This window comes from Hymenobacter cyanobacteriorum (assembly GCF_022631375.1).
GTDB lineage: Bacteria > Bacteroidota > Bacteroidia > Cytophagales > Hymenobacteraceae > Hymenobacter > Hymenobacter cyanobacteriorum.
The window spans coordinates 823,218-845,165 of sequence record NZ_JALBGC010000002.1 but is presented as its reverse complement, the minus strand read 5'-3'; the positions used below and the strand labels follow the sequence as shown (position 1 = coordinate 845,165).

17 protein-coding genes, 1 tRNA gene and 1 pseudogene are annotated in these 21,948 nt (G+C 59.4%); 3 read left to right on the top strand and 16 right to left on the bottom strand.

All coding sequences use genetic code 11. The annotated features are described in order from the left end of the window. Nucleotides 1-133 precede the first annotated feature (133 nt). Nucleotides 134-487 (top strand): DUF4260 domain-containing protein, encoded by a 354-nt coding sequence (locus MON38_RS08730; RefSeq protein WP_241935771.1) that lies wholly within the window; start codon nt 134-136, stop codon nt 485-487. 67 nt (nt 488-554) lie between these two features. Here MON38_RS08730 and MON38_RS08725 read toward each other — a convergent pair whose 3' ends face one another. From MON38_RS08725 to MON38_RS08685, 9 genes are all read right to left on the bottom strand, one after another. Then, nucleotides 555-698: a hypothetical protein gene (locus tag MON38_RS08725; protein ID WP_241935770.1), complete on the bottom strand. Its 144-nt coding sequence runs from the start codon at nt 696-698 to the stop codon at nt 555-557. Nucleotides 699-711: 13 nt separating this feature from the next. Next, on the bottom strand, nt 712-1,431 hold the full coding sequence (gene bshB1, locus MON38_RS08720; RefSeq protein ID WP_241935769.1) for a bacillithiol biosynthesis deacetylase BshB1: 720 nt from the start codon (nt 1,429-1,431) through the stop codon (nt 712-714). 89 nt (nt 1,432-1,520) lie between these two features. Beyond that, entirely contained in the window at nt 1,521-2,612 is a 1,092-nt protein-coding gene (locus MON38_RS22670) for a M23 family metallopeptidase (protein ID WP_277881406.1), read from the bottom strand. A gap of 184 nt (nt 2,613-2,796) precedes the next feature. Next, nucleotides 2,797-3,732: a thioredoxin-disulfide reductase gene (gene trxB, locus MON38_RS08710; protein ID WP_241935768.1), complete on the bottom strand. Its 936-nt coding sequence runs from the start codon at nt 3,730-3,732 to the stop codon at nt 2,797-2,799. Between the two features lie 148 nt (nt 3,733-3,880). Continuing rightward, the gene (locus MON38_RS08705; protein ID WP_035566352.1) at nt 3,881-4,744 is read right to left on the bottom strand and encodes a sigma-70 family RNA polymerase sigma factor; all 864 of its coding nucleotides are present in this window, start codon (nt 4,742-4,744) and stop codon (nt 3,881-3,883) included. Between the two features lie 125 nt (nt 4,745-4,869). Next, complete coding sequence (pnp, locus tag MON38_RS08700; RefSeq protein WP_241935767.1) at nt 4,870-7,041, bottom strand: polyribonucleotide nucleotidyltransferase; 2,172 nt, start codon at nt 7,039-7,041, stop codon at nt 4,870-4,872. A 200-nt stretch (nt 7,042-7,241) separates the two neighbouring features. After that, nucleotides 7,242-7,517, bottom strand: coding sequence for a 30S ribosomal protein S15 (gene rpsO / locus MON38_RS08695; RefSeq protein WP_208172960.1), 276 nt, complete (start codon nt 7,515-7,517; stop codon nt 7,242-7,244). Between the two features lie 124 nt (nt 7,518-7,641). Next, nucleotides 7,642-9,096, bottom strand: coding sequence for an LptF/LptG family permease (locus MON38_RS08690; RefSeq protein WP_241935766.1), 1,455 nt, complete (start codon nt 9,094-9,096; stop codon nt 7,642-7,644). Between the two features lie 112 nt (nt 9,097-9,208). Next, nucleotides 9,209-9,622, bottom strand: coding sequence for an START-like domain-containing protein (locus MON38_RS08685; RefSeq protein ID WP_241935765.1), 414 nt, complete (start codon nt 9,620-9,622; stop codon nt 9,209-9,211). 131 nt (nt 9,623-9,753) lie between these two features. Between MON38_RS08685 and MON38_RS08680 the strand changes: the two genes are divergently transcribed. Further along, nucleotides 9,754-9,827: transfer RNA gene (locus tag MON38_RS08680), tRNA-Met, on the top strand. Between the two features lie 177 nt (nt 9,828-10,004). On the opposite strand, the gene rplT is transcribed toward MON38_RS08680, so the two are convergent. From rplT to MON38_RS08655, 5 genes and pseudogenes are all read right to left on the bottom strand, one after another. Next, entirely contained in the window at nt 10,005-10,349 is a 345-nt protein-coding gene (rplT, locus tag MON38_RS08675; protein WP_168672944.1) for a 50S ribosomal protein L20, read from the bottom strand. Nucleotides 10,350-10,428: 79 nt separating this feature from the next. Next, nucleotides 10,429-10,623, bottom strand: coding sequence for a 50S ribosomal protein L35 (rpmI, locus tag MON38_RS08670; protein WP_046242504.1), 195 nt, complete (start codon nt 10,621-10,623; stop codon nt 10,429-10,431). Nucleotides 10,624-10,848: 225 nt separating this feature from the next. Continuing rightward, a pseudogene (gene infC / locus MON38_RS08665) lies at nt 10,849-11,406 on the bottom strand (translation initiation factor IF-3); the annotation flags it as partial. 304 nt (nt 11,407-11,710) lie between these two features. Next, entirely contained in the window at nt 11,711-13,645 is a 1,935-nt protein-coding gene (gene thrS / locus MON38_RS08660) for a threonine--tRNA ligase (RefSeq protein WP_241935764.1), read from the bottom strand. A gap of 118 nt (nt 13,646-13,763) precedes the next feature. Beyond that, nucleotides 13,764-14,864 (bottom strand): tetratricopeptide repeat protein, encoded by a 1,101-nt coding sequence (locus MON38_RS08655; protein ID WP_241935763.1) that lies wholly within the window; start codon nt 14,862-14,864, stop codon nt 13,764-13,766. Nucleotides 14,865-15,158: 294 nt separating this feature from the next. Here MON38_RS08655 and MON38_RS08650 point away from each other — a divergent pair, with 294 nt between their 5' ends. Beyond that, nucleotides 15,159-17,888 carry a T9SS type A sorting domain-containing protein gene (locus MON38_RS08650; protein ID WP_241935762.1) on the top strand — a complete coding sequence of 910 codons (2,730 nt, stop codon included), beginning with the start codon at nt 15,159-15,161 and terminating at the stop codon, nt 17,886-17,888. 59 nt (nt 17,889-17,947) lie between these two features. Here MON38_RS08650 and MON38_RS08645 read toward each other — a convergent pair whose 3' ends face one another. Both MON38_RS08645 and MON38_RS08640 read right to left on the bottom strand, forming a co-directional pair. Further along, nucleotides 17,948-18,979: a tetratricopeptide repeat protein gene (locus MON38_RS08645; RefSeq protein WP_241935761.1), complete on the bottom strand. Its 1,032-nt coding sequence runs from the start codon at nt 18,977-18,979 to the stop codon at nt 17,948-17,950. Nucleotides 18,980-19,087: 108 nt separating this feature from the next. After that, on the bottom strand, nt 19,088-21,799 hold the full coding sequence (locus MON38_RS08640; RefSeq protein WP_277881443.1) for a DNA gyrase/topoisomerase IV subunit A: 2,712 nt from the start codon (nt 21,797-21,799) through the stop codon (nt 19,088-19,090). Between the last annotated feature and the right edge of the window lie 149 nt (nt 21,800-21,948).

Sequence of the window (21,948 nt, the reverse complement as noted above, 5' to 3'; positions counted from 1 at the left end):
CTGCGTGGTGGGCAGGACGTCTTTTTTTGTCCAGATGCCCACGACCAGACGGCATTTCTTAGCTTTTGTTAACGAGAAAGGGCACGGGGCCGTCGGAATTTTGGGTCATCATTCACCCAACCTTTTTGCCCCCATGAAAAACCTGCTGAAAACCGAAGAACTGGCCGAAATGCTGTTGGCCGTGGTGGTATTCGCCCAGCTGCCGTATGCCTGGTGGGTGCTGCCCGCCACCTTCTTACTGCCCGATTTGAGCATGCTGGGCTACCTGGCCGGGCCGCGGGTGGGCACTGCCAGCTACAACCTGTTTCATCACAAGGCGCTGGCAATAGCCGTGGGCCTGGCCGGGTGGGCGCTGGGGCAGCCGCTGCTGCTCCTGGCAGGCACCGTGCTGTTGTTCCACAGTGCCTTCGACCGGGTGCTGGGCTACGGGCTGAAGTACGCCACCGGCTTTAAGGATACCCATCTTGGGCAGATTGGACGGGCGTAAGCTTGCGCCAACACGACGGAAAACGCTTATAAAACTGCTGGCCAGGCGCTGCTTTTAGCAGGTCTCTCTACCCCACATACGCCCGCTCCCCTTCCACCTGCCGCACCAGGAACATGGCGGCCAGGGTATCGAGCAGGGGCTGGATTTTCTTCACGCTGCCGCGCTGGAAGCAGGCCGCCACCTGCGCACTGCCCAGCGGCGTGGGCAACAAATCCGGTGGGCTGCTACAGCAAATCGCCTACCTCGCGCACGCCCACCGGCCGCGCCACCGTGAAACCTTCGCCAAACTCCACCCCGATGATGTGGCCGAACTCCCGCGCCCGCGCCTCCATAAACCGGCCGAAGGCCTGGCTGGAAAGGTAGGTTTGCGGCGCATCCAAATCAGGGTTGAAAAACTGCGTTTTGAACGCCTGAATGGCTTCCCACTTTTTCTCCCAATGCGGCGTGATGTCGACCACGAAAGCGGGCGGCAGCTGCCGGTCCTGGATGTAGTGGTATACGTTTTTGGGCCGCCAGGCTTCCTGTGGTTGGCCGTCGTCGCCGAGGGTTTCAATCATGCGCAGGCCGGCCAGAAAACACGCATCAATGGCCAGTTGGGCCGCCCGGCCGTGGTCAGGGTGGCGGTCGGTGATGGCGTTGGCCAGCACCACGTCGGGCTGGTAGCGCCGGATGGCCGCAATGAGCAGCAGCTGGTGCTCCCGGTCGTTGCGGAAGAAACCGTCCGGCATTCCCAGGTTCTCGCGGATATCAATACCCAGAATTTTATTGGAAGCTGCCGCCTCCTCTGCCCGGGTGGCAGGTGTGCCGCGCGTACCTAACTCGCCCCGCGTGAAATCGACGATACCTACTTTCTTACCCACCGCCATGGCCGCCAGCAGCGTGCCGGTGCAGGACATTTCTACATCATCAGGATGCGCGCCGAGAGCCAGGATATCGAGTTTCATTTTAGTTGTCAGTTGGTCGTTGTCAGTTGTCAGGCCCAGTTGGAGCCAAACGGCCTAACAACTGACAGTACTTAACCAACAACTATTTTTTACTTAATACGCAGTTTCTTCCCTGGCTGCAAGGTGCGTACGCCAGGATTCAGCTTTTTGAGGGTGCTTACGCGCACACCGTAGCGCTCGGCTACTTCCGAGAGCGTATCGCCCGAGCGCACTTTGTGCGTTACGGTCTGGCGGGCGCGCGAGGGCGAACCGCTGCGACTGCTACGGCTGCGGCCAATGGCCCGGCTGTAGTAGTTGAACAGCGCCGAGGTAATCGTGAAATTGTCCTTCCGGAGCTTGTAGGCGGGGAAATCGTACATCAGCGCCGGGTTGATGGGGTTGCCCTGGTAGCGCACCTCGAAGTGCAGGTGCGAGCCGGTGCTGCGCCCGGTGCTACCGCCGTAGCCTATCAGCTGGCCGGCTTTTACGAAGGTGCCCACCGGCACCAGCGACTTGCTCAAGTGCCCGTAAATCGTTTCCAAGCCATTGTAGTGGCGCACCAGAATGTAGTTGCCGTAACCGCCGCCGTCCCAAGCCTGAATGCGCACGACGCCGTCGTAGGCGGCTCGTACCGAGTCGCCGGTTTCCAGGTCGAGGTCCATGCCGTAGTGCCAGCGGTAGCCCCGGAAGGCAAAGCCCGAGGTGATGGGCGTGGTCACGAGGGGCATTTTGGCGTAGCGCTGCCGGGGCACATCGGTGAGGTGCAGCTTCAGCGAGTCGCGGTAGCTGCGGCCGTCCACGCGGTACGGGTTCACGCGGTGCGTATCCCAGATGGAATAATAGCCGGCCACTTTCACCCACGACGAATCGATGAGCACTTCCTCCGACATCTCCACGATTTCCTGCCCGCCCTCGTCCAGCGTCGTCGTGTCTTCGCTCACGATGCTGAGCTTTTTGGCCGGGTTGAAGTAAATGGACTTCGCGGCATCGGAATTATCGTCGGGCAATTCCTCTGTTTCAATCACCGTGGTCGTATCGGGGCGCACGTAGCGCATCTTCGGCGTTTTAATGCGGAAGAAATCCGAGTTGCCGGTGCTGCCGGTTTTCGCCTTGCTGCGCGGCGTCTTCCGCTTTTGCGCCTGGGCCGGGTTCAGGCCCGCCAGCAGCCAAAGCAACGCCAGCAACAGCAGCGCCGGACGCAAAGATGTTGTTTTCAGGAAAGTCAAAAGCAATGTTTTTTAGTCAGTAATCAACAGCACGTCATGCTGGCTTGCCGAAGCATCTCTACTGCGTAACTAATCCTTTCGATTGAGTTCACTCCTGCGGTAGAGATGCTTCGACAAGCTCAGCATGACGTGCTGTTGCTATGACGTTCAGAGCGCAAATTTAGTGTATGCCCATGGCCGCGAGGTAGCGCTCGGCGTCGAGCGCGGCCATGCAGCCGGTGCCGGCGGCCGTCACGGCCTGGCGGTAGGTGTAGTCCTGCACGTCGCCGCAAGCAAATACGCCGTCGATGTTGGTCTTGCTGCTGCCAGGAATCGTCTTCAGGTAACCCTGCTCGTCGTGGTGCAGGTAGGGCTGGAAAATCTTCGAATTCGGCTCGTGCCCAATGGCCACAAAGAAACCCGTCAGCGGAATCTCCCGCGTTTCGTGCGTCAGTACGTTTTTCACGCGCACGCCTTCCACCGAATGCTCACCCAGAATCTCATCCGTCACGGTGTCGAACAGCACCTCAATCTTGGGATTGTCGAGCACGCGCTTCTGCATAATTTTCGAGGCTTTCATCTCGCTCTTGCGCACAATCATGGTCACTTTGCTCGCCAGATTGGCCAAGTAAGTGGCCTCCTCAGCAGCCGTGTCGCCGGCACCCACAATGGCCACTTCCTGCCCACGATAGAAGAACCCGTCGCACACGGCGCAGGCCGATACGCCCGAGCCGTTCAGCTTGGCCTCCGACGGCAGGCCCAGCCACTTGGCCGAAGCGCCGGTGGCAATAATCACGGCATCCGCCGTCAGTTCCGTGGTTTCGTCAATCGTGATTTTGCGCGGTGTTACCGAAAAATCCACCGCCGTCGCAATACCGTAGCGAATATCCGTTCCGAAGCGAGTGGCTTGCTTTTTCAAGTCCTCCATCATCTCCGGGCCCATAATTCCATCCGGGTAGCCAGGAAAATTTTCCACGTCGTTGGTAATCGTGAGCTGTCCGCCGGGCTGCAAACCCATGTACATGACGGGCGCCATGTTGGCCCGGGCAGCATAGATAGCGGCAGTGTAACCAGCGGGGCCGGAGCCAATAATCAGGCACTTAATGTGTTCAGCCATCGTGTCGTGCGGCAAGCATTGGCCTGCCGTTTAAAAAGCTAATTTTCAGAATAAAAGTGTTGCGGCAAGCGAAAGCTCACCGCACAAATTGTACAAAAAACCCCAACCTTACAGCCGGGGTTTTTGCAACAACAAAACTAAGCAGAAGTTAGCCCAGGTACGGCTTCAGCGCCTTCGAGCGCGACGTGTGCCGCAACCGCCGAATGGCCTTTTCCTTAATCTGACGCACCCGCTCGCGGGTCAGGTTAAACTTCTCGCCAATTTCTTCCAGCGTCAGCGCAGCTTCGCCGTTCAAACCGAAGTAGAGCGTAATCACGTCCGCCTCACGCTTGGTGAGCGTGCTTAAAGCGCGCTGCACCTCCTTGCGGAGCGAGTCGTTCATCAGCGCCATGTCCGGCGACTCTTCGTCCTCGTTTTCGAGTACGTCGAGCAGACGGTTTTCCTCGCCCTGCACAAACGGTGCATCTACCGATACGTGGCGGCCCGAAATTTTGAGCGTGTCCACCACTTCCGAGGTGGTCAGCTCCAGTACTTCGGCAATTTCTTCCGGCGAAGGCTCGCGCTCGAACTTCTGCTCCAGCTCCGAGAAGGATTTGCTGATTTTGTTCAGCGAACCCACCCGATTCAGGGGCAGACGCACGATGCGGCTCTGCTCAGCCAAGGCTTGCAGAATCGACTGACGAATCCACCAAACGGCGTACGAGATGAATTTAAAGCCACGGGTTTCGTCAAAGCGCTTGGCGGCTTTGATAAGGCCGAGGTTGCCTTCGTTGATGAGGTCACCGAGGCTAAGCCCCTGGTTCTGATACTGCTTGGCCACCGACACCACGAAGCGCAGGTTGGCCTTCGTCAGCTTTTCCAGCGCTTGCTGGTCCCCGTCGCGGATGCGCTGCGCGAGCGTCACCTCCTCGTCGGGCGTGAGCAAATCAACCTTGCCAATCTCCTGGAGATATTTATCCAGCGACTGGCTTTCGCGGTTGGTAATCTGCTTACTAATTTTTAGCTGTCTCATTGGGGACTAGGTAAGAACGATATCTGAGTGGGGTTATACGTAAGAAAATGCCGTTCGGGCAGTCCCTAAGTCAGAGGAAGCCAACAGGCCTCCCCCGACATTAGTTCAGACCTTACGGCCGGGCTTTAAGCTTTGGCTTCGCCATTGCTGGCGGCCGCACCTTCCGGTTTCGGCAGCAGCACTTTGCGCGAGAGCCGGTATTTGCCGGTTTTCTTGTCGATTTCCACCAGTTTCACGTCGATGTCCTGCCCCACTTCCAACAAGCCTTCCAGCGTCTGAATCCGCTCGTGCGTCACTTCCGAGATGTGCAGCAGGCCGTCTTTGCCCGGCATAATCTCCACGAAAGCGCCGTAGGGCTGAATGCTACGCACCTTGCCCTTGTACACCTCGCCCACTTCGGGCTGGGCCGCGATGGCACGGATACGGTCGATGGCGCCCTGCATGTCCTCCTGGTTAGAGGCATAAATGCTTACGTGGCCCTTCTCGTCCTTCTCCTCGATAATCACCGTGGCGTTGGTGTCCTTCTGAATCTGCTGAATCACCTTGCCGCCCGGCCCGATTACCGCGCCAATAAATTCTTTGTCAATCAACATCTTGTGCGAACGCGGCGTGTGCGCCTTCAGCTCCGCAGCCGGGGCCGAAATCGTCTTCGCCATTTCGCGCAGGATGTGCAGGCGGCCTTCGCGGGCCTGATGTAGCGCTGCGGTCAGAATCTCATTGCTCAGGCCCTGGATTTTGATGTCCATCTGGCAGGCGCAAATGCCTTTCTCGGTGCCGGTTACCTTGAAGTCCATGTCGCCGAGGTGGTCTTCGTCGCCGAGAATGTCGCTCAGTACGGCGTACTCACCGGTTTCCTTGTCCTGCACGAGGCCCATGGCGATACCGGCCACAGGAGCCGATACTTTCACCCCGGCGTCCATCAGCGCCAGCGAACCAGCGCACACGGTAGCCATCGATGAAGAGCCGTTCGACTCCAGGATATCCGACACGATGCGGATGGTGTAGGGGTTTTCCTCATCCGAAGGCAGCACCTGCTTCAGCGAGCGCAGGGCCAGATTGCCGTGGCCGATTTCGCGGCGGCCGGCGCCGCGGTTGGGCTTCACTTCGCCGGTCGAGAAACCGGGGAAGTTGTAGTGCAGCATGAATTTCGAGTAGCCCTTGGTGAGCGGCTGGTCCACAATCTGCTCGTCCAGCTTGGTGCCAAGCGTCACCGTGGTGAGGCTTTGCGTCTCGCCGCGGGTGAAAATGGCCGAGCCGTGAGCGCCGGGCAAATAGTTGATTTCCGACCAGATGGGGCGGATTTCGGTGAGCTGACGGCCGTCGAGACGAACCCGCTCCTTCACCATCATGTCACGAATAGCCTTCTTCTCGGCCGAACCATAGTAGCGGCTGAACATTTTCATGTCCAGCTCCGGCTGCTCAGCTACCAGCTTGTCAAGGAAAGCCTTCTTCACGCCCGAGAAGCCTTCCTTGCGGCCGGCCTTCTTGGTGTTGCCCGAGCGGGCCACGTCGTAAGCACCCTGGTAGATGCCTTCGTGGATGAGCTTTTTGAGGGCTTCGTTCTCTTCGTACTTGGGGTATTCGCGGGGCTGCGATTCCGGCGTGCGGCCCACGGCCAACGCCAGTTCGGTCTGCAGTTGGCACTGGGCCTTGATGGCTTCGTGGCCGAAGGCAATGGCCGCCACCATTTCTTCTTCGCTCACTTCCTGCATGGCACCTTCCACCATGGCCACGGAGTCGGCAGTAGCGCCCACCATCAGGTCCATATCGGCGCGGGCCAGGTCGGAAGTCTTGGGGTTAATCTGGAACTGGCCGTCGATGCGCGCCACGCGCACTTCGGAAATCGGGCCAGCAAACGGGATGTCGGAAATCGACAGGGCAGCCGAAGCGGCCAGGGCAGCCAAAGCATCAGGCTGCACCTCTTTATCGGCCGAGATGAGGGTAATCATCACCTGCACCTCGTAGTGGTAGTCTTTGGGGAACATCGGCCGCAAGATGCGGTCGACGAGGCGGCAAATCAGGATTTCGTAGTCGCTCAGGCGGCCTTCGCGGCGCTGAAACGAGCCGGGAATCTTGCCGGCCGAGCCGAATTTCTCCTGATAATCAACCGACAGGGGCAGAAAATCAACGCCTTCGCGCTGGCTCGGGGCCGAAACCACCGTAGCGAGCAGCATGGTATCGCCGAGACGAACCACGACGGCGCCGTCGGCGAATTTGGCCAGCTTGCCGGTTTCGATGGAGATAACGCGGCCGTCGGGCAGCGCCAGGGTTTTGGTAATGGCGTGGGGTTGGGACATCAGCGGGATTTGCTTGGAAAAGCGACAGCGGGCGAGCAGCCAAAAACGAGCACCGCGCACGGCCCTCGTTACTCAAACTAAACACAACAGTGCCCCGATGGCAAAACAGCGTTTCGGGCCGGCCCCGGGGCCAAACCAACCCGAACAAAAAAAGAGTAGGGAACCTTCGTTGGAAGGCTCCCTACTCTCAGATTCTGGACTTACTTGCGGATGCCCAGCTCCTTGATGATGGCGCGGTAGCGGTTGATTTCGCGGTGCTGCAGATAATCCAGCATGCTGCGACGCTTACCTACGAGCTTGAGGAGGCCCAGGCGGGTGCTGTGGTCCTTCTTGTTCACCTTCAGGTGCTCGGTGAGGTGGGTGATGCGGTGGGTGAAAAGGGCGATTTGCGACTCGGCCGAACCGGTATCGGTTTTCACTTTCTGCAGGCTGTTCTTTTCGAAGATGGCCTGTTTGGCTTCGGTATTTAAAATCATCGGTTGATAGGTGTTACCCCGTCTTAGATTTTAGGATAAAAAAAGAAATTTCGTTACCCCACACATTGGGGTGCCGCAAAGGTACGAAATTTAAAAACAGGATGAAAGGCCGGCATCGAGATTTCTACGCGGCCACTTCCTCCTCCGGCTCCGTGATTTTGCGCAGGGCCGGAATGCCCAGGCGTTGCGGCAGCCGCCGCCAGAAATCAAGTTCCAACAGGCCCGAATCGTTGTAGGCCTGGTAAAGAAAGAACAGTCCCGCCGGTAGCAGCACCAAGTTCGACATCCACATGCCCACGCCTACCGGCATCACGAATTCGCGGCCGTATTTCTCGCCCATGATGCTGAGCACGTAGTACACGATAAAAAACAGGATGGAAATGAGGATGGGCACCCCCAATCCACCCTTTTTAATGATGGAGCCGAGCGGCGCACCAATCAAAAACATCAGCAGCACCGCCACGGACTGCGTGTATTTGCGGTACACCTCGATGCGGAAAAGGGCTGAGTTGCGAGCGTACTCATTCAGGCGCTCGGCAGTAGAGTTGGCAAAACCCAAGAGGTTACGGGCCCGATTCTGAGCCTGCTCCAGAATGGAACTGGTGACGGGAGCCAGCTTCTTAGTGGCCACCTGAATCACTTCGGATTTATGGTTGGCAGCCTGCCCTGTAGTATCAAACCGGGCATAAGTGTAATAGGCATTCATCTGCCGAGGCACCTGTTGCTCTTCGTGGTGCAGCTTGTGTTGCACCGAGTCCGTCGCCTCGTGTAGCTGCGCAATGTTGAGCATCATGCGATTTGTCGAGAATAGCTCCTTCTGGGTCTGGCCCAAGCCGAATGACGCCAAAGAGAACGTTACCATGTTGTGGTCGAAGCCCTGGCGGATAAAGCTAGCCCCGGCCCGGTCCGACGCATCGGGCTGCTCCACGTAGCTGTGGCCGTGGTAAAGCTCCAGCCCCAGGTAGCCGCCGTTGAAGCGCGTGAACATCCGACCGGAGTCAGCCAGCATCACCGTCGAATTGCCCGACTTCTGGGTATGGTCGTAAATCATCACCCCGTGCAGGTGGTCGCCATTTTCGCCGGTTTTCTTGTCGACTTTGATAGTGTACCCGGGAATGCCGCTGTAAAACACGCCTTCGCGGATATCAAGAGCCAGCTTCTTCTGCCGCACATCCCAGAGCAAGCTGTAGGCATTCAGGTTAGCTTTCGGCACAATGTTCTCGTTGAACCAGAACGCGCCTACTGCCAGCCCTATCGTGAGCAGCAGCACCGGCCGTAGAATGCGCGTGAGGGCAATGCCCGAGGCTTTGATGGCCGTGAGTTCATGGTGTTCGCCCAAATTGCCGTACGTCATCAGCGAGGACAGTAGCACTGCCAGCGGTAGCGAAACCGGCACGATGAGTACGCTGAAGTAGAACAGCAACTTCAAAAGCACCGCCGTGCCCAAATCCTTGCCGATGATGTCATCGAGGTATTTGAGCAGCGTGTGGGTGAGCAGAATAAACTGCACTACCGCAAAAGTGAGCAAAAACGGCCCGGCAAAGGCCTTTAGAATGAGCTTATCGAGCTTTTTGAGCATAATCGAAATCAGAAAGAGCAGTTCCAACCGCGCAGTGCCAACGCACCGGAGTCAAAAAAAGTACCCCGCCGGCCGGGCCGACGGGGTACGCGGTGCCTGCGAAGCCGTAAAGTTAGCCCCCTACCTGTTCGCGTAGCTTGGCCACGAGGCCTTCCCACATTTCCTGCTGCTCGGCCGGGTCGTGGGCCGAAGAGTAATCCACGACGCGCAAATACACTTCGTCCGTCACCTGCGACGAATCGAGTGAGAATTCGAGGTAGTTGGCATCGGGCAGCAAGTGGCGCTGCTCGTCGAGAAAAACAAAGCGCACGGCGCGGTTTAGGCGCTGGCCCGAAATTTCGGCATAATGGTTCTCGTGGTCCCAGATAAAATTGAGCCGCTGCCCCTCTACGTAGCGCACATCGTCGCAAAACCACTGCGTGAGGCCCGAGGCCGTAGCCAGATAGGGAAAAAGAATTTTGGGCGACGCGTTGACGGGAAATTCCGCTACGAAGCGCGCTTTCGTTTGAGTATCAGATAAAGCCATTGGAGGAAGTCGAAAATTCGGCGCCCCCCTTGGTGCAATATCAACGGGGCGCAACATAAAAACAGTGTTTTTTTGGGCTGTGGGCTTGCACGGCGGGTTTTCGTCACCGTACCTTTGCACCCACAAAACCCGGCGGGGTAGCTCAGCTGGTTAGAGCACAGGATTCATAACCCTGAGGTCGGCGGTTCGAGCCCGCCTCCCGCTACGTCGAAAACCGTTTCAGCACTGCGCTGGAGCGGTTTTTTCGTTTCCGGCCGTTTGTCTCAAACGCCACTTTAGCGGTTCAACGTATCAAACGGCGCGGAATGGAAAAGCCTGAAACAAGAAGACGCTGGACCCACACAGTGGCCAGCGTCTTCTTGGTCAATAGTAGCCGGGGCGACTACTTCGCTTTTTCCACGATGCCTTTGAAGGCTTCGGGGTGGTTCAGGGCCAAGTCAGCCAGTACTTTGCGGTTGAGCTCGATGCCGGCCTTTTTCAGGCCGCCCATCAGCTGCGAGTACGAAAGGCCGTGCTCACGAGCACCGGCGTTGATACGCTGAATCCAGAGGGCGCGGAATTCGCGCTTCTTTACTTTACGGTCACGGTAAGCGTAGAGGAGGCCTTTTTCAACGGCGTTCTTGGCTACGGTCCACACGTTTTTGCGACGGCCGTAATAGCCTTTCGCCAAACGCATGATTTTCTTACGGCGGTGGCGCGAGGCCACGTGGTTGACACTTCTTGGCATAACCTTGAGAGTTTTTGGCAGCCGGCGACGGGTTAAGTCTTAGAGCCGGAAGCCTGGTGAAAATTGCTTGTTAGTTAACTCAGATGTTGAGCATCTGACGCACGCGGTTCATGTCGGCGCTGCTTACCAAGCCGGTGTGGGTCAGGCCGCGCTTCTGCTTGGTCGTCTTCTTGGTCAGAATGTGCGATTTGAAGGCGTGCTTCCGCTTCACCTTGCCCGTTCCGGTGAGCGCAAAGCGCTTCTTGGCACCGGATTTCGTCTTTACTTTCGGCATTGTAGTGGTTGTTGGAGGGTTGGTTGTTGATTGTTGATTGCTCACTGACCAGAGGTCGGGAAGCCATCTTCAACCGGGTAAATGCTATTCGGCGGCTTCGGCAGCAGGAGCTGCAGCCGTTTCGGAGGTCTTGTCGGCGGCGTCAGCTTTGGGCTCGGCGGGCTTGGGAGCCTTGGGCTTGGCATCGGCTGGGGCAGCAGGCTTAGCAGAAGCCGCCGCAGCCGCTTTGGCTACTACTGCGGCTTTGGGCGCGAGGTAGAGGAACATGCGCTTGCCTTCGAGCTTGGGCAACTGCTCTACTTTGGCCAGGTCCTCGAGGGCCTGGGCAAACTTGAGCAGCAGGATTTCGCCGCGCTCCTTGAAGACGATGCTGCGGCCCACGAAGTGCACGTAGCTCTTGATTTTCGCGCCTTCGCGCAAAAACTCCTGGGCGTGCTTCACCTTAAAGGCAAAGTCGTGCTCGTCGGTGTTGGGGCCGAAACGGATTTCCTTGAGGACGACTTTGGTCTGCTTGGCCTTCAGCTCGCGGGTTTTCTTCTTCTGCTCGTACTTGAATTTCGAGTAGTCGATGACGCGGCAAACGGGCGGCGTGGCCGTGGGCGAAATCTCAACAAGGTCGAGGTTTTGCTCCTGGGCCATTTTGCGGGCCTGGTCGGTTGGGTAAACGCCTTGCTCGACGTTGTCGCCAACGAGACGCACTTCGCGGGCCGTGATTTTCTGGTTGATTTTGAACGGCTCTTCCACCTGCTGGCGGGGCACGTACCGACGATTCGGGGTTGCTATGGTTTGGTCCTCCTGCTAAAAAAGTGGCGGGGAATGAGATTCTAAGCGGTTTAGGCCGGGTAAGGCCTGGCTATCAAGGGGCAAATATCGTTATTTAAAATTGGAAAGGCAAGTCGGTGGCTGAAGGAATTTATGTAGGGCACTGCTAAAAGAAGTCATCGCATAAATAAAGAACGTCATGCAGAGCGTAGCGAAGCATCTTTACCGCAGTAGTAAAAATGATTACTTGCACGGTAAAGATGCTTCGCTACGCTCTGCATGACGTTCTTTTTCAGAACGTTCAGCTCCAATTTCTGCTAACGACTTACATCGCCTCCACCATCTGGCTCTGCACGCTCTTCACAAAGTCAGCCAGCGGCATCGAGCCGAGGTCGCCCTCGCCGTGTTTGCGCACGGAAATAATATTGTCCTGGGCTTCCTTCTCACCTACTACCAGCAGATAAGGGATTTTACCCATTTCGGCGTCGCGGATTTTGCGGCCGATGCGCTCGTCGCGGCCATCCACGGTGCCGCGCAAGTCGTGCTGCTCCAGCTGGGCCTTCACCTGGTAGGCGTAGTCACTATACTTATCGGAAATGGGCAGCACGATGAACTGCTCGGGCGTGAGCCAAAGCGGGAAGTTGCCGCCGCAATGCTCGATGAGTACGGCTACGAAGCGCTCGAGCGAACCGAAGGGAGCGCGGTGAATCATCACCGGGCGCTGCTTGGAGTTGTCGGCGGCGGTGTATTCGAGGTCGAAGCGCTCGGGCAGGTTGTAGTCGACCTGGATGGTGCCCAACTGCCAGCGGCGGCCGATGGCGTCGCGCACCATGAAGTCGAGTTTAGGGCCGTAGAAGGCGGCTTCGCCCAGTTCGGTGGTGGTAGTGAGGCCTTTTTCGGCGGCAGCTTCGATGATAGCGCTTTCGGCCAGGGCCCAGTTTTCGTCGGTGCCGATGTACTTGGCTTTGTTTTCGGGGTCGCGGAGCGAAATCTGGGCGGTGAAATCATTGAAATCGAGCGCCTTCAGCACGTAGAGCACGATGTCAATCACCTTCATAAACTCGTCCTTCACCTGGTCGGGGCGGCAGAACAGGTGGGCGTCGTCCTGCGTGAAACCGCGCACGCGGGTCAGGCCGTGCAGCTCGCCCGACTGCTCGTAGCGGTACACGGTGCCGAACTCGGCGAAGCGCACGGGCAGGTCGCGGTAGCTGCGGGGCTCGGTTTTGTATATTTCGCAGTGGTGCGGGCAGTTCATCGGCTTGAGGAAGAATTCCTCGCCGGGGTTGGGCGTTTTGATGGGCTGGAAGGAGTCGGCGCCGTACTTTTCGTAGTGGCCGCTGGTCACGTACAACTCCTTGGCGCCGATGTGGGGCGTGACCACGGGCAGGTAGCCGGCCTTCACCTGGGCCTTGCGCAGGAACTGCTCGAGGCGCTCGCGCAGGGCGGTGCCTTTGGGCAGCCACAGGGGCAGCCCCGCGCCTACTTTCTCCGAGAAAGCAAACAGCTTTAACTCTTTGCCGAGCTTGCGGTGGTCGCGGCGCTTGGCTTCTTCGAGGCGCTCGAGGTACTCGGTAAGGTCCTTGGCTTTGGGGAAGGTGATGCCGTACACGCGCGTCAGCTGCTGGCGGTTAGCATCGCCGCGCCAGAATACGCCGCCCACGTTCATCAGCTTAGCCGCCTTGATGGTGCCGGTGTCGGGGATGTGCGGGCCGCGGCAGAGGTCGGTGAAGTTGCCCTGCGTGTAGAAGGTGATATTGCCGTCTTCGAGGCCGTCAATCAGCTCCAGCTTGTAGGGGTCCTGCTTTTCGGTGAAGTAGGCGATGGCGTCGGCTTTCGAAACCTCCTTGCGCTCGTAGCGGCTTTTATTTTTGGCCAGCTCGAGCATCTTCTTCTCGATTTCGGGGAAGTCTTCGCTGCTGATGCTGCGGCCTTCGCCAAGGTCGACATCGTAGTAGAAACCGTTTTCGATAGCCGGGCCGATGGCCAGCTTCACGCCGGGGTACAGGGCTTCGAGCGCCTCGGCCATGAGGTGGGCCGAGGAGTGCCAATAGGTGGATTTGCCGGCGGTGTCGTTCCAGGTAATGATGCTGACGGTGGCGTTGTCGGGCAGGGGGCGGTGGAGGTCGCGCACGTCACCGTTGACGGTGACGGCGAGGGCATTGCGGGCAAGGCCTTCGGAGATGCTGGCGGCGACGTCGTAGCCGGTAGCGCCGTCGGGCAGCTGGCGCTGGGAGCCGTCGGGGAGGGTGATGTTGAGCATAATACTAAGTAAAAAGGCCCCGCGTGGGGCAGGCAGGGCGCAAGTTAGCACTTGCGCCGGGAGGGCGGGCAATTTTTCAATCCCGAAAATACTGGCGTGTTGGAAAGCGTGTCCCCTCCTACTGGGCAGACGAGGGTTTCAACACATTCACCGGGGCCAGTGGTTCAAGGCCAGTGGTGCGGGGCGGGCGGCGCAAAAGCGGCCGGGAGTGGCGGCGCAGACTATCAGGCAGCGTGGCATCACCCATTTTCCAGGCCTTGAAGGTCCAGTGCGGATTGCCGGGGTTTTCGGCCACCAGCAGGCGGTATTGGGTCAGGGCTTCGGGCAGGCGGTTCTGGGCTTCCAATGCTTCGGCCAGCAGCGCGCGGGCCTGGGGCAGGCGCGGGTTGCGGCGCAGGGCCCGGGCCATGTGCGCCACTACGGCGGCCGGCTGACGGGTTTTGGCCGCCGCCAGGCCCAGGCGGTAGTCGGCCCGGTACACGGTCGTATCGAGGAACAGGGCGCGGCGGTAGTACCAGAAAGCACTGTCGGGGCGGCCCTGCAGCTCCAGTTGGCGGCCATAATCGTAGCGCAATTGGCCCGATGCCGTATCGAGCTTCATGCCAAGCGCGGCGTAGCGGGCAGCATCGGCCGGAATGCGCCAGGCATTCAGCAGGAAGGCCAGCTGGTGGAGGATTTCGGGCTCGCGGGGGTCACGGGCCAGGGCGTCCTGCAGGTATTGCACGGCGGTACTGGTGTCGGCGGTGGCGGCGTAGGCGAGGCCTTTATAGAAGAGAGCCGCGGGTTGGTCGGGGTCGAGGCGCAGAGTGCGGTCGAGGTTATCGAGGGCAGCGGAGTAATTGCGAGCCGCGAGGTGGGTTTCGCCCACCAGCAGCGGCAGCTCAGGGCCACGAAAGCCGTGGTCGGCTGCCTGCCGGGCAGCGGCCAAGGCTTCGTTGAGTTGCCCTAAAGCACGGTAAGCCCGGGCCTGCAGAAAGTAGAGGCTGCCATCGGTATCATCAATGCCGAGCGCGCGGGCCGCATCGGCCAAAGCGGCACGGGGCTGGCCGGCGGCCAGGCGAAGCGTGGCGCGGCGGGCCAGCAACGCCGTGTTGCGGGGGTCGCGCTGAATGGCCCCGTTCAGTTCGTCGGCCTGCACGCGGGGACCGCTTTGTATGGTGGCCAGGTCAATAAGGGTATCGGCCCGCTCGGCTGGCGCCGCCTGGCAGCCGGCAAGCATAACCAAGAACCCAAAAAAACGGCGGCGGATTATCATGCTCAACTACACCTAAAACTTTTCAAAAGTAGCACCAGCAAATCGTTGTGCTGCCGGGAACGGATTTGCGGTATTTCAGCTTGTCAGCTCAACTACCAGATTAGGTTATGTTGTGAAGAGTTGATTTCAACTGTACGAACTCTGAAAAACTCGCAAACTGCTGCTTAAAAAAGTGCTTTTTCCTCGCTAAATATCACTTTCATTTCCTTTTACTTTGGTAGCTTTGTAAGAGGCATTTTTCCCACATTAACACTTTACATGAAGCACATTTTCTCTGTTAACTTACTGCGCCAAGGACTGGCAGTAGGATTAATCGGCCTATTTTACTCGGGCAGCTTCTATATGGCTCAGATGCCGCATGGCAGCAAGCAAGCGGCCTTTATAGAGCAATGGCTGGAAGGCAACGAGGAAGAAGGCGATGCCGACGGTGACCGCGTTTTCGCCGACCGGCCCGACTTGGCACTGGAACAGGAATTGGAGCTCACACGTGACCCCGCCACTGGCCTCGTACCCCGCCAGCGCCTGCTAGCTGCCGCCCAATACAACGAGAAAATGTTGGCTGCAATGGCCGGCCAACGGCCATCGGCCGGCGTACTTTCCAATGCTACCTGGACCGAGCGGGGGCCGTCGAACGTGGCCGGCCGCGTGCTGGGTTTATTGATTGACCCCACGGACCCCAGCGGCAACACCATTTGGGCGGGCTCGGCCGGTGGCGGGCTCTGGAAAGGTACCAACGCCACGACCAGCAACATCCAGTGGACCAACGTCAACTCGTTCCTGACCAACCTGGCGGTGACGACGATTGCGGCAGGCCCGGCCTCACAGCCGACGGTGATGTATTGCGGCACCGGCGAAGGGTATTTCAATTCCGATGCGATTCAGGGCGCGGGCATCTGGAAATCGACGAACAACGGCAGCACCTGGACGCAACTGGCCAGCACCAACAACATCAACTTTGCCTACGTGCAGAAAATACTGGTGCACCCGGTGACGGGCGATGTATACGCTGCCACCCGTAACGGGCTGTTCCGCAGCCAGAACGGCGGCAGCACCTGGACGGCCGTACTGTCTAACAACGTAGCCCCGGCGACGGCAACGGCACGGGTCGCGGACATTGAGATTGCGGCCGACAATACGCTGTTTGTAGCGATGGGCATTTTCTCGACCGACGGTATTTACCGTTCGACCACCGGCGATGCCGGCTCGTGGACCAAACTCAACACCCTGACCGGTTCGGGCTTGCCCACCACGGGCTACCAGCGCATCGAACTGGCTTGCGCCCCCTCCGACGCCAACCGCATCTATGCGCTGTTCCAATCGTCGGCCACAGGCTATCCTTTCCTCAATATCTTCCGCTCGATGGACAAGGGCAACACCTGGGAGGCCCTGGCCCGCCCCGGTGCCACGGCCACCAATACCACGTTCGACTTCACCAACGGGCAGGGCTGGTACGACCTGGCCGCTGCCGTGTCGCCGGCCGACCCCAACGCGTTGTATGTAGGCGGGCTGGACCTGTGGTTTACCAGCGATGGCGGCAGCGCTACGCCCACCACCATCACTTGGGACCACGAGTCGGCCTGGAACACCACCACTACTTCGCCTTACTACGTGCATGCCGACCAACACGCCATTGCGTTTGTGCCCACTACCGTGGCACCGGCCAACAAAGCCTTCTTTGGCAGCGACGGCGGCGTAGCTTACTCGGCTGACGCTTCTATCAGCAATGCCAATGAGCCGCAATTCAGCCAGCGCAACACCAACTTTAACGTGACGCAATTTTATGCGCTGGCCGTGCACCCGACCAATTATAATTTCTTTCTGGCCGGTGCCCAGGACAACGGAACCCAACGGTTCACGGCCACGGGCGTGAACTCGACTACGATGGTGACCGGCGGCGACGGGGGTTTTTGTGCCATCGACCAGGATAACCCGGCCGTGCAGTTTACGAGCTACGTGTACAATCAGTACCGGCGCTCCCTCAATGGCGGCACCAGCTTTACCAACTTCAACATCAGCGCTTCGCTCGGCTCGTTCATCAACCCATTTGAGTACGACAGCCAGGCCAACATCCTGTACGCCTGCCACAACACCGATACCTACCTAGCCTGGACCAACGCCGGTGACCCGGCGGCTACCACGGCCACAACCATCAATCCCAGCCTGGGCACCGGGGCGGGTAAGGTAACGCACATCGCGGTATCGCCCCTCACCCGGAAGCGTATCTACGTGGGCACCAACGCGGGCAAAGTCCTGCTGGTTGATAGCGCGCATACGCTTACCCCTATTGTACGCACGTTGCGCACGGGCACGGCCAGTACTTCGGTGTCGTGCATCGCCATCGACCCGGCCAACGAGAAGCATCTGCTCGTTACGTATTCGAACTACGGCATTGTGAGTGTATTCGAAACCCGCGATGCCGATGCCACTGCTCCTACCTGGACCAGCGTGGAGGGCGCTCTGCCCGACATGCCGGTGCGCTGGGCTCTGTTTGACCCGCGTAACACTGCCCGGGCCATGCTTGCTACCGAAATGGGCGTGTACTCGACGGAGCTGCTCAATGGTACTTCTACCGTCTGGACACCAGCCAGCAGCGGCCTGGCTTACACCCGCGTCGAAATGCTCCGCTACCGTTCGGGCGACCAGTTGGTGGCTGCTGCTACGCACGGCCGGGGGTTGTTCACTTCCGATGTGTTTTACACTGCCGGAGCGGGTCTGGCGTCGAAGCCTTCCGCAGCTGACTTGTTCACGTCAGCCTACCCCAACCCATTCAGCAGTGAGCTGAACCTGGACTTGGCCCCGGCCGCTGCCCGCACGCCAACCACCGCCTACCTGGCCGATGCGCTGGGCCGGCGCGTGTTCAGCACCACAGTGCAGCCCGCTAATGGGGCGCTGCATCTCACGGTGCCCACGTCGGTGGCGCCGGGCAACTATACGCTGGTAGTGAGCCAAGGCGGCCGGCAAACCAGCCGCCGCGTGACGAAGCAATAAGCGAAATACGTCCTTAGCCCAAAAAGCCCTGATGAGCCGCGCGACCTGTGCGCTGTTCATCAGGGCTTTTTGTTGGCTGTATCCAGCGGTATGGCCACGCGCAAGGTCGGGGATGAAGTATTTACCGGCAAAGCCTCTACCGGCGGCTTCACCTTCTTGCCCACCCGGGCGCGCTGGCGTTGGCGGCGGGCATCGGCGCGTAGCAGCGGCGGCAGCAGCTTGGAGCAAGAGCGCAGAATAACCAGGTCTTCGCTGGTAATGGGCGGGATTTTCTGGGCTGCTTCCAGGGTAGCAATAGCCCGGCGGCGGCGTCCCTGGTACTTGTACATCCGGGCCAGGTCGTAGTAGAGCGGCAGGCTTTGGGGCGCAAGCGCAAGGGCTTTTTCGAGGTCGTCCATGGCTTCGCGGCTGTCGCCACCGTCGGGCACGCCGCCCAGTACGAGCTTGCTGTAGAGGCGTTCGAGCAGGTTGTAGTGCGCCACGCGATATTGCCAGCGGCCACGTAGCTGCCAGGCTTCGGCCAGGTCGGGCCGGTGCTCGGTGGCGAGGTACACGTGCGAGCGCAGGTCGCGGAAGGCTTCGAGCCGGGCACCGGCCTTATACAGCGTGGCCTGGCTGAACAGCGCCAGCGCCACGGCGTAGTTGCTCTCGCCGGCTTCGGGCCGCAGGGCCAGGGCACGGTCGGCGTATTGGCGGGCCGCGTCGAAGTAGGCCGATTTGCGGGTTTCATCGGAATAGCGCGCGCCTATTTTCACGCTCAGCACGGCGGCCTGCCACAGCGCCAGGTAATGCTGCGAATTAATTTTCAACACTTCCTGATACACCCCCAATGCCTCCGAATCCTTGAACATATTAGCCAGCGCCGCTGCCTGAAACAGCTTGGTGCGCACGGCGGGCGGGTCGGCGGGCGGCTCGGGAGCCCGGGCAAGTGGCGGCACCGGCTTGGTTGCCGCAGGTTTTGCAGCAGCGTGCGACCAGAGTTGCGCAGTTGCGGGCAGCGTCGGCGTGCCCAACAGCAGGGCCAAAGCACCGCCCAGCCCGGCAGAAAACCGGGCCACCGGGGCCAACCTTAACCGAACACATACGGGCATACCAGCAAATAAACAGGCTGGCCTGCAAACGCGGAAGCCAAAGCCGGGGTTCTATTCTTAGAACGCCATAAACCGCCGCGTCTGGTACGCAACGGTTTATGGCAAACCCTAAAACAGGCCCAATTGCGCCTTGGGCCGCTTCAGCAGCTCCTGGGCGCGGGCCACGTCTTCGGCGGTAATGTCGACCGGGCCCTGCGGCTCGGCCACGGGGGCCGGGCCGTCGCCGGGCTTGCCGGCGGGTGCCGGGGCCACGCGCTTCTTCACCTCGCGGCGCTGGGGCTCGGGGCCTTCGTCGGTCAGCAAATCGAGGCTGTTGATGCGGAAGTAGTTGAGCTTGTTGCCCATTGCCTTCCAGCCTTTCACGTCGATGAATTCGTGCAGGGCAATTTTCTCGGCTTCCTTCTCGGCCTTCTTGTCCTTCTGGAATTTCACTTCCACCAGCGGCTCGGGATTGGCCGTAGCGGCCAGCATTTTCGAGCCTTTGGCCTCCGAAATAAACAGGAAGCGCTTATCGAGCGTGCTGGTTTCAATTTTGAACCGCTTGACGTAGTGGATTTTCGTGTCGCCATCCACGTACACCGTGCTGATAACTGTGTCGGGCTCCAGCTTGCGCAGCAGCACAATGTTGGGCACGTCGAAGTGCAGCGCCGGGTCGGCGGCCTTCAGCTCGTAGCTGCCATCCTTGTACACCACCAGCACCGTGTTGTCGGTATCAAAAGTGCCCAAGTAGCGGCCGTGGCCGGTGTGGTTGAGCTTGGCCACCACGCTATCAAAAAAGACCTCGCGCCCGCCCAGCGTCGAGTCACCCAGTGACTTCTGAGTGATTTTCTTGATGGGCTGCTTGGTCACGATGTTGCCCATCGAACCCTTGCCCTTGATGGCGAGGTCGGCAAAGTCGAAGTCGAACTGCTTCACCCGCGCCGGCGCTTTATCGGAAAGCTGCACGCTCACGATTTCCGATTCCGAGTTGGGGTTGGCGGTGAGATACAGGGTTTTAGTACCCTTGGTGCCTTTGGTGAGGTCGTAGGTCCGGTCGCGGGTGATGCCTGAGACTAGGAAGCGCTTGGCGAAGGCAATGCCCGATGCGCCGTCGAGGTACACCATGTTATACACCAACCGGTCGTCGTTCTTGTTGTACACGCCCACGTGCAGGATGTCCTTGCCTACGAAGGTCTTATCACCAATTTTCGTCACCATAAACGTACCGTCGCGCTTGATGGCAATGATGTCGTCCAGGTCCGAGCAGTCGCACACGAATTCGTCCTTTTTCAGGCCGTAGCCCACAAAACCGTCGGCGCGGTTCACGTAGAGCTTCTGGTTGGCGATGGCCACTTTTTGGGCCGTCACCACATCGAAGGTGCGGAGCTGGGTTTTGCGCTCACGGCCCGCGCCGTACTTTTTCAGCAGGCCCTCGAAATAGGCGATGGCGTAGCGCGTGAGGTTGGCCAGGTGGTCGGCCACTTCGGCCAGCTCGTCGGTCAGGCGCTGCAAATACTCATCGGCCTTGAAGCCGTCGAACTTCGAGATGCGCTTGATGCGGATTTCGGTGAGACGCGTGAAATCGTCCTCCGTCAGCGGGCGTCGCAATACAATGCGCGCGTCGTCGGCCTTGGCCTTCTCCCCTTCGATGCGGACAAATTTGCGCAGGCCCTTCTCGATGGTTTCGAGGATTTCGGGCCAGGTTTCGCATTCCTCAATTTTGCGGTAGATGCGGTTTTCGATGAAAATCTTTTCCAGCGAAGCATTGTGCCATTTTTCCCACAATTCTTCCTGACGGATTTCCAATTCGCGCTCCAACAGGCGCACGGTGGCTTTGGTGCTCTGCCGCAGCACGTCCTCCACGCCCACAAAGCGGGGCTTTTCGTCGATGATGACGCAGGTGTTGGGCGAGATGCTGATTTCGCAGTCGGTGAAGGCGTAGAGCGCGTCCATCGTCAGGTCGGGGCTCACGCCGGTGGGCAGCTGCACCTGAATCTCCACCATGGCAGCCGTGTTATCGACTACCTTCTTAATCTTGATTTTGTTGGCCTCGCTCGCCTTCACGATGCTCTCCATCAGCGCCGTGGTGGTCGAGCCGTAGGGAATGTCGCGAATGATAAGCAGGGTTTTATCCACCTTCTCGATGGTGGCGCGCAGGCGAATGCGCGAGCCGCGCATGCCCGAGTTGTAGTTGCTCACGTCGCACAGGCCGCCGGTCGAAAAGTCCGGAAACAGCTGCACCTCGCGGCCCCGCAGCACGTCGATGCTGGCCTTGCACAGCTCGCGGAAGTTGTGGGGCATAATCTTGGTGCTCAAACCCACGGCAATGCCTTCCACGCCCTGCGCGAGCAGCAGCGGGAACTTCACGGGCAGCGTGGTGGGCTCGCGCTTGCGGCCGTCGTAGCTCAGCTGCCACTCGGTAGTGTCAGGATTGAACACCACGTCGAGCGCGAACTTGCTCAGGCGCGCCTCGATATAACGCGGGGCGGCCGCGCCGTCGCCGGTGCGCACGTCGCCCCAGTTGCCCTGGGTTTCGATGAGCAGGTCCTTCTGGCCCAGGTTCACCATGGCGTCGCCGATGCTGGCGTCGCCGTGCGGGTGGTACTGCATGGTCTGGCCGATGACGTTGGCCACTTTGTTGAAGCGGCCGTCGTCCATCTCCTTCATGGCGTGCAGAATGCGGCGCTGCACGGGCTTTAGGCCGTCTTCAATAGCCGGCACGGCGCGCTCCAGAATCACATAGCTGGCGTAGTCCAGAAACCAGTTCTGGTACATGCCGCGCACGGTGGCCACGTCGTGAATGGTTTCGCCGGGGGCAAATTTGGGTTCTTCCTCCGTCAACTCCTCGGCCGGAATGGGCTCGGCCACGGGTGCTACCGGCACCAAGCCAAACAAGTCGGCCGAGCGCGGGGCGGCATCGGCCTCGTCGGTTGCCGTGTCAGCGTTTTCTTCACCCTCGACCGTCGCCGTAGGTTCGTCCGAAAAGTCGG